Source organism: Microbacterium gilvum (assembly GCF_039543865.1).
Taxonomy (GTDB): domain Bacteria; phylum Actinomycetota; class Actinomycetes; order Actinomycetales; family Microbacteriaceae; genus Microbacterium; species Microbacterium gilvum.
Map to the genome: position 1 here is coordinate 62,722 of NZ_BAABKO010000003.1, position 11,494 is coordinate 74,215.

At 65.4% G+C, this 11,494-nt stretch carries 16 protein-coding genes; all 16 read left to right on the plus strand.

The genetic code is table 11. The features are described 5' to 3' along the window. Positions 1 to 504 precede the first annotated feature (504 nt). A complete protein-coding gene (locus ABD998_RS09425) occupies positions 505 to 801 on the plus strand; it encodes a hypothetical protein (protein WP_345438416.1) in 297 nt (98 codons plus the stop codon). Beyond that, entirely contained in the window at positions 752 to 2,224 is a 1,473-nt protein-coding gene (locus ABD998_RS09430; RefSeq protein WP_345438418.1) for a terminase large subunit domain-containing protein, read from the plus strand. Before ABD998_RS09425 ends, ABD998_RS09430 begins: the two co-directional genes overlap by 50 nt. After that, entirely contained in the window at positions 2,221 to 3,675 is a 1,455-nt protein-coding gene (locus ABD998_RS09435; RefSeq protein ID WP_345438420.1) for a phage portal protein, read from the plus strand. The genes ABD998_RS09430 and ABD998_RS09435 overlap by 4 nt, the downstream gene beginning before the upstream one ends. Further along, positions 3,653 to 4,375: a VG15 protein gene (locus ABD998_RS09440; RefSeq protein ID WP_345438422.1), complete on the plus strand. Its 723-nt coding sequence runs from the start codon at positions 3,653 to 3,655 to the stop codon at positions 4,373 to 4,375. The genes ABD998_RS09435 and ABD998_RS09440 overlap by 23 nt, the downstream gene beginning before the upstream one ends. 55 nt (positions 4,376 to 4,430) lie before the next feature. After that, a complete protein-coding gene (locus tag ABD998_RS09445) occupies positions 4,431 to 4,895 on the plus strand; it encodes a hypothetical protein (protein ID WP_345438424.1) in 465 nt (154 codons plus the stop codon). A gap of 23 nt (positions 4,896 to 4,918) precedes the next feature. Then, complete coding sequence (locus ABD998_RS09450) at positions 4,919 to 5,860, plus strand: phage major capsid protein (RefSeq protein ID WP_345438426.1); 942 nt, start codon at positions 4,919 to 4,921, stop codon at positions 5,858 to 5,860. Further along, a complete protein-coding gene (locus tag ABD998_RS09455; protein ID WP_345438428.1) occupies positions 5,857 to 6,006 on the plus strand; it encodes a hypothetical protein in 150 nt (49 codons plus the stop codon). The genes ABD998_RS09450 and ABD998_RS09455 overlap by 4 nt, the downstream gene beginning before the upstream one ends. A gap of 15 nt (positions 6,007 to 6,021) precedes the next feature. Next, positions 6,022 to 6,429: a Gp19/Gp15/Gp42 family protein gene (locus tag ABD998_RS09460; RefSeq protein WP_345438430.1), complete on the plus strand. Its 408-nt coding sequence runs from the start codon at positions 6,022 to 6,024 to the stop codon at positions 6,427 to 6,429. Beyond that, on the plus strand, positions 6,417 to 6,761 hold the full coding sequence (locus ABD998_RS09465) for a hypothetical protein (protein WP_345438431.1): 345 nt from the start codon (positions 6,417 to 6,419) through the stop codon (positions 6,759 to 6,761). Before ABD998_RS09460 ends, ABD998_RS09465 begins: the two co-directional genes overlap by 13 nt. Further along, positions 6,761 to 7,009: a hypothetical protein gene (locus tag ABD998_RS09470; protein ID WP_345438432.1), complete on the plus strand. Its 249-nt coding sequence runs from the start codon at positions 6,761 to 6,763 to the stop codon at positions 7,007 to 7,009. Before ABD998_RS09465 ends, ABD998_RS09470 begins: the two co-directional genes overlap by 1 nt. Then, a complete protein-coding gene (locus ABD998_RS09475; protein ID WP_345438433.1) occupies positions 7,006 to 7,377 on the plus strand; it encodes a hypothetical protein in 372 nt (123 codons plus the stop codon). The genes ABD998_RS09470 and ABD998_RS09475 overlap by 4 nt, the downstream gene beginning before the upstream one ends. Positions 7,378 to 7,500: 123 nt before the next feature. Further along, the gene (locus ABD998_RS09480) at positions 7,501 to 7,998 is read left to right on the plus strand and encodes a phage tail tube protein (protein WP_459076805.1); all 498 of its coding nucleotides are present in this window, start codon (positions 7,501 to 7,503) and stop codon (positions 7,996 to 7,998) included. 72 nt (positions 7,999 to 8,070) lie between these two features. Beyond that, positions 8,071 to 8,463 (plus strand): hypothetical protein, encoded by a 393-nt coding sequence (locus tag ABD998_RS09485; protein ID WP_345438435.1) that lies wholly within the window; start codon positions 8,071 to 8,073, stop codon positions 8,461 to 8,463. Then, positions 8,463 to 8,831 carry a hypothetical protein gene (locus ABD998_RS09490; protein WP_345438436.1) on the plus strand — a complete coding sequence of 123 codons (369 nt, stop codon included), beginning with the start codon at positions 8,463 to 8,465 and terminating at the stop codon, positions 8,829 to 8,831. The genes ABD998_RS09485 and ABD998_RS09490 overlap by 1 nt, the downstream gene beginning before the upstream one ends. A gap of 41 nt (positions 8,832 to 8,872) precedes the next feature. Continuing rightward, positions 8,873 to 10,756 (plus strand): tape measure protein, encoded by a 1,884-nt coding sequence (locus ABD998_RS09495; RefSeq protein WP_345438437.1) that lies wholly within the window; start codon positions 8,873 to 8,875, stop codon positions 10,754 to 10,756. 3 nt (positions 10,757 to 10,759) lie between these two features. Continuing rightward, complete coding sequence (locus ABD998_RS09500) at positions 10,760 to 11,488, plus strand: hypothetical protein (RefSeq protein WP_345438438.1); 729 nt, start codon at positions 10,760 to 10,762, stop codon at positions 11,486 to 11,488. Positions 11,489 to 11,494 lie beyond the last annotated feature (6 nt).

The window sequence follows — 11,494 nt, forward strand, 5'->3', positions numbered from 1 at the left end:
ACCGCGGGATCGACTGAGGCAGGTGCCGACATGCGGGAAGTCAACGTCCGCAGGCAGAACGGACACCGCCGCACCGAGCTACGCAAACGCGTCCTCGCGGAAGAGACCCACTGCCACCTCTGCGGGGGGTGGGTGGACAAGACACTCAGCATGACCCCCGGCAAGCACGGCCCACGATGTGCCGGCGACTGCGCAGGATGCATCCCCCACGACATGCGAGCCGAAGTAGACGAGATCATCCCCGTCTCACGAGGCGGTGACCCATACGCGCGAACCAACACCAGGCTCGCGCACCGATAGGCGCCTGCAACAGAGCACGCGGCAACATGCCCGTGCACGAGTACACCGCAAGACAACAACAACACCAAACCGCACAAGCAACCCGCACCATCACCACGCTCATCGCATGGTGACCCCAACCCCCTCCCCCTCCCCTCGACAGCCCGCCCGGAGGCCAGGGCCGTCATATCTACCTCGTTTTTCCACACCGCCCCGGAGGTGAGCATGCCTGCGAAGAAGGTTCTACGGGCGGTGGAGCCGGGGGAGAAGCCGGCCGAGAAGCTGTCGGTTCAGCAGGCTGCGGCGACGGGTGATCATCGGGCCTTGCTGGTGGCGATGCGGGAGCGGATTGCTCGGACTGTTTCGGACCCGGATTGTCCTCCGCGTGATCTGGCGTCGTTGACACGGCGGTTGCAGGACATCTCGAAAGAGATCGAGGCGTTGGATTTGCGGGCGAGGGAAGAGGGTGCTGATGCCGCTGACGTCGCAGAAGACGAGGAGTGGGCGGCGGAAGCTCTCTGAGCTCGCTAAGCATCTGGCGGTACCTGCCGACATCACGTCGACGATGTGGCCGTCTGTGCTGAAGACGTGCACGGAGAAGTTGGGTGCGGAGTTCGACGACTGGCAGGACGGCGCCGGCCGGGTGATGCTCGCGAAGCGTGAGGACGGCAGCCTCGCCGCGATGATCGATGGCGTTGGGATGTCCCTACCCCGCCAGGTGGGGAAGACGCATCTAGTCGGCTATGTGGCGTTCGCGCTGTGCGTGAACATTCCTGGCCTTCTGGTGATCTGGACGGCTCATCACTCCGCAACGTCGACGGAGACGTTCCTGTCGATGCAGGGCATGGCGAAGCGTGTGAAGGTCGCCCCGCACATCAAGCAGGTGTTCACCGGGTCTGGTGACGAGGAGGTCCGCTTCCACAACGGGTCGCGGATTCTGTTCGGGGCTCGTGAGCACGGTTTCGGTCGCGGTATCCCTGGTGTGGATGTGCTGATCTTCGATGAGGCGCAGATCCTTTCCGACAAGGCGATGTCGAACATGCTCGCCACGATGAACACGTCGCGGTTCGGGTTGCAGTTGTACATCGGGACTCCGCCGAAGCCGGAGGATCGTTCGGAGACGTTCAAGCGGATGCGTCGGGAGGCGCTGGCGGGAACGCTGACGGATGGTGCCTGGATCGAGTTCGGTGCTGATGCGGACGCGAAGGATGACGACCGTGCGCAGTGGCGCAAGATGAACCCGTCCTACCCGAAGCGTACCCCGGCGCAGTCGCTACAGCGGTTGAAGCGGAAGCTGACCCCTGCGGACTGGCGTCGTGAGGGCATGGGCATCTGGGATGACGACGCTGAGGGCACGCGACGCTGGTCGGCGGACTTCTGGTCATCGGTCAATACGGAATGGGCCCCTGAGGGTGGTGTGCGGTCGTTCGCGGTCGCGTTCTCGCTGGACGGCTCGAGGCTGTCGTTGGCGGGCGCGGTGAAGCATGAGGACGGCGTGCATGTGGAGCTCATCGACGCGTTCCAGGGTGTCCAGGAGCGGGGGGTCGACCCGCTCGCTGATTGGCTGGCGGAGCGGTGGCGGGATGTGTCGCGTATCGCGATCCTCGGCACCGCTGGCGCGGCGTTGAAAGCCGCTCTGCGGGACCGGAAGGTTCCGGAGCAGGTGCTGCATGTCATGTCGACGCAGGACTACTTCGCGGCGAACACGATGACCGAAGACGGGATCAAGGCCAAAGCGATTTCGCACCCGGTGGGTGCTGAGGGTGACGTGTTGAACGCGTCGGTCGCGGTGAGTGACACGAAGCGTCGCGGCATGAATGGGCAGTGGGGTTGGGAACCGACCGTCCCGGACGGGGATGAGACGCCTGTGGAGGCGTTCTGCGCGGCCTATTGGGCTGCTCGAACAAGCAAGCGAGTCCCCGGACGAAAGCAGGTGTTGATATGACGGTTCTTGTCTGGGAGACACCTTCTTTCGTGGCCGGCGTCGATGATGTGGAGCACGACATCATCAGGGGTTTGTTCGACAAGTGGCAGCGGAAGTATCCGCGCAACTTGCTGCGGTCCACGTACTTCGACGCGAAGATGCCCGTCCAGTCCACGGGGAACATCCCTGAGGAGGCGATGCGGAAGATCAGGGCGGTGTTGGACTGGCCTGAGAAGGCCGTCTCGGCTCTGGCGGATCGGTCGGTGTTCGAGGGGTTCGTTTCACCGGGTGCGCAGCAAGACCCGTTCGACCTGGCCTCCATTCTCGACGCGAACAGGTTCGACCTCGAGCTCCCACAGGTGATCACCTCGGCGTACAAGCACTCGTGCGCGTTCATCACGACCGCTCTGGGTGATGTGGCGTCGGGTGAGCCTGAGGTGCTTGTGGTGCCGCGTGAGGCGATGTGGTCGGCTGCTACGTGGGATCAGCGTCGGCGTTCGATTGCGGCGGCGATGGCGGTCACGTCAACAGACGATGTGGGGCGACCAGACAGTCTCGATGTCTACCTCCCGAGTACGGTACTCACTCTGACGCGCCGGCCCTCAGGTTCGTGGGTTGTAGTGGACCGTCGACCGAACCCGCTGGGTGAGGTGCTGGTAGAGGCGATCTGCTACGACCCGCAACTGGATCGGCCTTTCGGCCGGTCTCGGATTTCGCGTCCGGTGATGAACATCACCGACCACGCCCTCACGACGATCGTCCGTTCCGAGATCTCATCGGACTTCTACGCGGTCCCGCGCATGTACGCGCTGGGCGTGTCTGAGGATGCGTTCTCGCGTGGGAAGTGGCAGGCCGCGATCGACCGGTGGTTCGCGATCACGAAGGACGAGAACGGCGATGCGCCCACTGTGGGGCAGTTCCCGCAGATGACGATGCAGCCGATCCACGAGCAGTACCGCATGTACGCAACCCAGTTCTCTGGGGCGACAGGTGTCCCGGTGTCGAGTCTCGGCATCCTGACGGACAACCCGCCGTCCGCGGAGGCGTTGTACGCGGACGACCGTCGAATTGTGGCGACCGCGAACCGGCAGAACCGGATCATGGCGTCGGGGCTGAAGCGCATGGCGCAGAAGGTCATCCGTCTCCGTGATGGCGGGATCGTGACGGACGAGATGCAGAAGCTGAGCGCATCTTGGATGAACCCGACGTTTACGTCACCGATCACATCCGCGACTGCCCTCCGCGAGCTCTCCACCGTGTTCCCGTGGCTGTCTGAGTCGGAAGTCGCCCTCGAGTACGCGGGCTTCTCCCACGCTCAGATCACACGACTGCTGGCAGATAAGTCCCGGTATGACTCGCGGGCGTTCACGCGCGCGTTGAGCGCGGTGGCGGCGGGGAGGTCTGATGCTTCTGGCGGAAGTGGAACAGCACAGGTCGCAACTGTCGCAGGTGACGACGCTCGCAGCGTCTGACATCACCGCGTACGCGCGGGCCGTGATGAACGAGTCGCCGGAGGATGTGGCGGGTCAGGTGCGTGAAGCATCTGCGGCGATCGTGGGGACGTATTCGGGTGTTGCCGCTGAGGGTGCTGCGTTGTTCTATGAGGGGCAGCGCCCTCAGGCCGGTGCCCCGGTAGAAATAGCGCCCCCGTCGATCGGGGAGAGGCTCGCAGCGGACCTTGGGTACGCGCTTGCCCCCTTGTTCACGCCGGAAGCCTTCGGCTCCCCTGGGCAGACCTTCCTCTCTCGCCTGGCCGGCGCGGTCAGCTTGCACACGGCGGCGGGCGACCGGCAGACGATGATGCTCACCTCCGCCGCTGACCCACTGTCTGGCGGGGTCCGCAGGTTCGCGAGGGCTGGCGCGTGCGCGTTCTGCGCGTACCTGTCGACCGTCGAAGCGACCGTCTACGACGACACCGTGTGGCACACCGATTGCACCTGCGTGAACGTGCCCTGGTGGGAGGACAACCCGCTCCCTGACGCGGACTACATGGACCGGTTCGCTGACGCCGCAGAGAAAGCGCGAGCCGACATCCTCGCGGACTACCGCGAGAAGCGGAAGCTCGCCCCCGACCTTCGGTTGCGGAACTTCCACAGGCAGTTCCCCGAAACGGCCGTGAACACGAAGAACATCGCCGCGCGCATGCGCGCCGAGATGGGCCTTGCCCACTGATCTTCCCTGCGACGCGATGTCGCTGGGCTGACACCGAGCGATTCGGGAGGAAACGATGACGGACACGAACGAGACCCCAGCGGAAGACCCGCAGAACGCGCCCAGCGAGCCGAATGAGGACGGTCTGGGCGACGCGGGCAAGAAGGCGATCGCCGCGGAGCGCGAGGCCCGCAAGACCGCCGAGAAGGCTGCCGCGGACTACAAGGCTCAGCTCGAACGGATCGAGCAGGCCAACCTGACCGAGCTCGAGAAGGCGCAGAAACGCGCCGAGGCCGCTGAGAAGCAGGCGAACGACCTCGCGACGAAGGCCGCTCGAGCCGAGGTCGCAGCCGCGAAGGGTGTTCCCGCTGCACTGCTCACCGGCACCACACAGGAGGAGCTTGAAGCATCCGCTGATGCGCTCATCGCTTTCCGCGGGGAGCCGGCCAAGGGCCCGGTCGTCCCCACCCAGGGCAAGACGCCCGACAAGGCAGCTCCCGAGAGCGCCGATGACTGGCTTCGCAACCTCGCGAAGCGATAACCACTTCCTGAAAGGAAACCAGCATGGCTGGATACAACGAGTCGATCGCTCGCGGTGACACCGTCATTCCCGAGCCGGTCGCGAACGAGATCATCCAGGAGCTTCCCGGCGCGTCCGTGCTCCTCAACCGTGCCCGCCAGGTGCGCATGTCGTCCAAGACGCTCAAGCAGCCCGTCCTGTCGGCTCTGCCCGACGCGTACTGGGTGAACGGCGACGCCGGTCTCAAGCAGACCACGAAGGCGGAGTGGGACAACCTCGTCATCACCGCGGAGGAGCTCGCGGCGCTCGTCGTCGTGCCTGATGCGGTGATCGACGACTCCTCGATCCCGATCTGGTCCGAGGTTCGTCCTCTTATGGTCGAGGCGATCGGCCGCAAGGTCGATGAGGCTGGCCTGTTCGGCGTCGACAAGCCCGCTTCCTGGCCGACCGCGGTCGTCCCGGGGGCTATCGCGGCCGGGAATGTGGTCGAGCGCGGCACGGGTGCGGACCTCGCGGTCGACGTCGCTTCGCTGGGACGCCTGCTCGCGCAGGACGGATTCTCCGCGAACGGGTTCGCCACGGCCCCCGGCTTCAACTGGGAGCTGATCGGACTCCGCTCCGCGCAGGGCGCGCCGATCTACACGCCCTCGCTCGCTGCCGGCGCCCCGTCGACCCTGTACGGCTACGGCCTCAACGAGGTCACGAACGGCGCATGGGACGCGACTGCCGCAGAGCTGCTCGCCGCCGACTTCCGCAAGTTCGTGGTCGGCGTGCGACAGGACATCACGTTCAGCATCTCCGACAGCGCGGTCATCACCGACGCGGACGGCAAGGTCATCGTGAACGCGTACCAGCAGGATTCGAAGATCCTCCGCGTGGTGTTCCGTGTCGGCTTCCAGGTCGCGAACCCGCTGACCCGTGTCAACGGGACGGCCGCGACCCGTTACCCGGCTGCGGTCCTGACGCCCGCAGACGTCACGCCGTGAGGTTCACCAAGCCCGGAACTGACAAGACGGTGACCGTCGCCAATCCGGTCACGGTCACCGTCCTCGAGCAGGCCGGGTGGGTCGGGGAGGAGCCTGAGAAGGCTCCTGTGAAGCGCGGCCCGGGTCGTCCGAAGAAGTCTGAGTGAGTGTGGGGGTGCGTCATGTACGCGACGGTCGCTGATCTGGAAGCGCGGTGGCGCACCCTCACCTCGGATGAGCAGGCGCGTGCGGGGGTGCTGTTGGAGGATGCCGCGGTCAGGTTGGATGCTCTCTGCGCCCCGTCTGTGCCGCCGACGTCGCAGGAGCTTGCGTCCCGGTTGATCGTGTCGTGCGAGATGGTGAAGCGTGCGATGGTCACCGGGTCGTCGGGTTCGGGTGGGTTGGGTGTGACGTCTGTTCAGCAGGGTGCGGGGCCGTATCAGGAGACGGTGCAGTTCTCGAACCCGACAGGTGACCTGTATCTCACGAAGGCGGACAAGGCGCTTCTGGGGTGCGGGAAGCAGACGGCGTTCACCGTGTCGATGGCTCCCGACCCTGCACCTGTGACGCTTGTGTGGTGGCCGCTGTGATCGGTGAGACGGTCGTGGTGGTGCGGGAGGTTGTGACGGGCACGGATGCGCACAACGAGCCCATCACGGAGGCTGTGGAGGAGTCGGTGGATGATGTGCTGATCGCTCCGGGGCCACGTGCAGACATCCCGGACGCGTTCCGTCCTGTGGGGACGGTTGTGGCGTGGAATCTGCATTTTCCGAAGACGTTCACGGGGTCGTTGCGGGGCGCGAAGGTTTCCGTTCGTGGCGGTGCCCCTTGTGATGTGATCGGTGACCCGCAACCGTTCACCCTTGCCAACACGCCCACCCGGTGGCATATGCCTGTCGAGCTCGAAAGGGCGGATGGCTGATGGTGTCGATCCCGGTGAAGATGATCCTCCCCGGCCTGAACAAGGTGATGCGGGATCGTGCGGTGCAGGACATCGTTGACGATGTTGGCCGGGCGATGGAGGCGGACGCGGGTCCGGGGTTCGAGTATGTGCCGAGTCCGCATCGGTTCGGTGCGCGCGGGTATGTGCAGGTCGCGTCTGGTGAGGGTGCTCGCCGGCAGGCGCGTGATGCGGTGCTTGAGCGGGTGTTGTCGAGGAGGCGTATATGACGCTCCCCGATGTGGACGCGATGCTGTTGGACTTCCTTGGCCCGGTGTTGAACCCGGTGAAGGCGTATCTGCGGGTGCCGTCGTCGCGGCCGGATGAGTTCGTTGTGGCGCGCCGGAATGGTGGGGGTGCGGCGTCGCGTGTCCTGGATTTCCCTACTGTGACGGTGGATGCGTGGGCGAAGTCCACGACTCGTGCGGAGGAAATGGCGTCTGTTGCCCGTGAGGCTCTGCTGAACGGGTACACGGCGATGCCGCTCGTTCGGGGTGTGGAGGAGTTGACGGGCCCATACCTGTCGCCTGACCCGGAGACGAACCTGCCGGTGTACCGGCTCTCGGTGCGGTTGAGCGTGCGCGCGTCCCGTTCCTGACCCCTTGTTTCTTGTTCCAGCCCCTGCCGCCGGTGGGGGCTTTTCCATGCCCGGATTGGGCGCTTAGGAGGAGACATGCCCGTTAACTCGGACAACGCCCGGATCTATGGTTCCGATCTGGACATGGTGTATCTGGCCCCTGTGGGGACGCCGTTCCCGACTGACCTTGCGGCTCCTGGTTCGCCGTGGCAGGCGGTCGGGTGGCTGCACACGGATGGCATCACGGAGACCCCGACTGGTTCGCGGACGTCGATCCGTGGGCATCAGGGCAATCGTGTGGTGCGGACCCGGATGGAGGAGCCGGGGACGCAGATCGCGTTCGTCGCGCTCGAGGACACGCCCCTGACCCGGGGGATGCGGTACGACGTGAAGTCGTCGACCACGACGTCGGGTGTGCGCCGTGAGGTGCGTGGGGCGGGTCAGAAGATCACGCGGTGGGCGGCGATCATCGACAAGTTCGATTCCGACTTCGAGGGTGTGCAGGACCGGGACGAGATCCCGCGGTTCGAGGTCGCACCCGATGGGGACCGGGTGTTCGTGAACAACGACATTGCGGCGTTCCCGTTCCTTGGGGAGATCGTGGGCGACTACGAGAACGTGTCGCAGGGCCCCGAGGCGTGACAGACCGGTGGGCGGGGTGGTTAGCCCCAGCCTCGCCCACCTTCACTCTTGGGGCTGCGGAATGGGGCTGACATGTCGAAGAACCGGAAGATCCCTCAGGATCACCGCCCGAAGGCGTCGGAGGTTGAGGCACCGGAGCCTGCCGAGGATCGCGCTGATCCGACAGTGACTCTGGACGGGGTGGAGTACACGGTGAACCTCGCCGCTCTCGCGGACCCGCGCACAGCGTCCGCTCTCGGATTGATGCAGGAGTTGGCGGATGCGAGCGCCGCCGGGCAGGAACCCGACCACCATGTGGTCGCGGAACTGAACTTGCGTGTGCCGGCGCTGATCCGGCGACTTGTTGGTGCGCGCGGTGAAGCGCAGGCGCTCGACAAGCTCGCCGCGAAGCACGGGTCGTTGAACATCGCGCACGTCGTGCAGTTCGTGTACGAGCTCATCAAGGAGGCCCGCCCAAACTCCTGATGCTCGCGCTCGCCCTCCACTACCACGAGGGTGCGTTGCGGGCATCGCTGATGGAGGTGTACGGGCTGAGGCTCGCGGACATGCGGGACATGTTCGAACTCTCTGACCTTGTGCAGTGGTTGCCCGCGGGGTGCGCGTTCTGGCGTTCCTTCGGGGGCCCTGCGGCCGTCACGGAGCAGACCAGGGCTATCCAGATGCTCGACTACTCGGTCCGGGTGGCGGACTACCACGCCCGTCACGGCAAGGGGAAGAAGCCGAAGCCCCCGCAGGACCCGCCGTTCGCTCATGAGAAGCGGGCGCAGCAGGAGAAGTTTGCGCGGCAGGCGGAGACGTTCCGTCGCATCCAAGAACGAACTGAACACGGGTAGCCCCGGGACATCCTCCCGGGGCTTTCGCTTTGGGGGTCCGCATGGCGTTTGGTTCTGGTGCGGAGATCGCGAACGCGTATGTCGCTCTGGGTGTGAAGATGCCCGGTGCCCGGCGGGACATCCAGACGGCCTTGGGGCAGGCGGATGTCGGCGGGGAAGGGAAGAAGGCCGGCGGGCTGTTCACGGCCGGTTTCGCGGGCGCTGTGGGTGGTATCGCGGCGTCTTTGACGACGACGTTGACGTCCGCGATCGGCGGGTTGGCGTCGGAAGCGATCGCGGCGTCGGACGCGACGGACAAGTTCAAGTCGACTCTCGATTTCGCGGGTCTCGACACGGACACCATCGACCAGCTCACGAAGTCGACCCGTGACTATGCGGACGCGACCGTGTACGACCTGGCGGAGATCCAGAACACGACTGCGCAGCTCGCGGCGAACGGGATCGACAACTACGCGGAGCTCACCGAGGCTGCGGGGAACCTGAACGCGGTTGCCGGTGGCAACAGTGACACGTTCTCATCGGTCGCGATGATGCTCACCCAGACTGCGGGTGCTGGGAAGCTGACGACGGAGAACTGGAACCAGCTCGCGGACGCGATCCCTGGCGCGTCGGGCATCATCCAGAAGTCCCTTGCGGATGCGGGCGCGTACACGGGGAACTTCCGTGACGCGATGGCCGCGGGGGAGATCACTGCGGAGGAGTTCAACGCGGCTCTGCTCGAGCTCGGGCAGAACGATGCCGCGGTGAAGGCCGCGACCAGTGCGTCCACCATTGAGGGCGCGATCGGGAACCTTCAGGCGACGATCGTCGGCGGTTTCTCCGACATGATCACGTCCGGGAAGCCGGCGATCACGGAGATGATCAACGGCCTGTCGGACCTGATCGGGATGGCGTTCGAGGTGATCGACGTCATCAAGGTCGGGTTCACGGGGAACCTGATGGAGGAGGATTCGATCCTCCCCCTGGGGTTGGTGCAGAACCTGATGGCGTTCGGGGAGTTCCTGCGGGGCGCGTTCGACGCGTTGGGGCCGTTCCTCGGGCAACTGATGGAGATGTTGCCCCTGGTGTCCCCGCTGGGGTTGGTGTTCCAGCTTCTCGCACCACTGCTGCCGATGATCGTGGCGGCGTTCACCCAGTTGACGCAGATCCTCGAACCCCTTGTGGGGAACATTCTGCAAGCACTGCTGCCCACGATCTCGGGCATCGCGGTCGTGTTCGCGCAGCTTGTCGCTCAGGTGCTGCCGTTGCTGATGCCGTTGCTCGGGGAAGTGGCGACCCTGTTCCGGGCGTTGCTGACCCCGATCCTGCCGTTGCTGCCGATGCTGCTGCAACTGGTGCAGGCGGTGCTGCCGATCCTCGTCACCCTGTTCCAGGCTCTCGTGCCCGTGATCGGTGGTGTCGTCGATGCCCTGTCGTCCGTCCTCATCCCGATCATCAACACGTTGGTGGATGTGCTGGGCGGGGTGATCACGTTCCTGACGGGCGTGTTCACGGGCGACTGGGAGAAGGCGTGGCAGGGCATCACCGACATCTTCACGAGCATCTTCGAGGGTGTCGGGGAGATCGGTAAGGGCGTCATCAACGGCCTGATCGACATCATCAACGGTTTCACGGCGGGTCTGAACGAGGTGGGGAACTTCGTGTCGGACGTGACCGGCGGGGCTGTGGACTTCACGATCGGCGCTATCCCTCACCTCGCTGAGGGTGGCCTGGTGTCCCGGTCCAGTGGGGGCACGCTCGCGGTCATCGGTGAGGGCCGGTACGACGAGGCCGTGGTGCCCCTGTCGCCGCAGGTTCTCGCTGCTCTCGGCGGTGGTGGGGGTGGGCGTTCGGTGGAGATGAACATTCACCCGTCCGCGGGGATGGATGAGACGGTCGTCGGTCAGGTCGCGGCGTCGCAGTTGAACTTCGCACTCAGGGGGTAGTCCATGCGGGCGACGATCAACGGTTTGAGCTTCGACGAGTGGCCGCGCGACCTGGACACGTCGTTCGTGATCACCCCGGGCGGGTTGACGGGATGGTTCGGTGGGGCGTCGATGCGGCGCGAGGAGACGGCTCGACCGTACGCTCACGGCGCGTTCGACGCCCCCGGGTTCCTTCCCGCCCGAGTCGTGGGCATCACAGGGACCGCGTTGGCATCGTCAGAAGACATCCTGGAACGGATGCTGTTGCATCTCTCTGGGCTGGGTGCGGACGGGTCGAAGAAGCGCCTCACGGTGCAGGACGATCGTGGGGACGCGACCTGGGCGGACGTCAGGTTGGCGTCGTGCCAGATCGACCGTCATCCCTCCGGAATGGAAGCGGACTTCGAGGTGCAGTTCTGGGCCCCGAACCCTCGCAGGTTCGGCGCGGAGAGGTCGTTCCCGCCGGGGACGATCTACCACGACGGGAACTTCGAAGCCGCGCCCACATTCACGATCACCTCCGCGCCGGCCGCGTACACCATCACGTCGCCAGCCGGGTCGTTCGTCGTGTCAGGTGCCACCGCGGGCGGAACGCACGTGGTTGACATGCGCACAGGCCGGGTCGCACGGAACGGGGTTCTGATGCTCGGTGTGGCGGCAGGCCCGACGTGGGCGGTGCCACCAGGGCCCGGGTGGGTCCACTCGATCAACACGGGGACGTTCACGGCGCAGATTGTCGACACGTTCATCTGAGGGGGT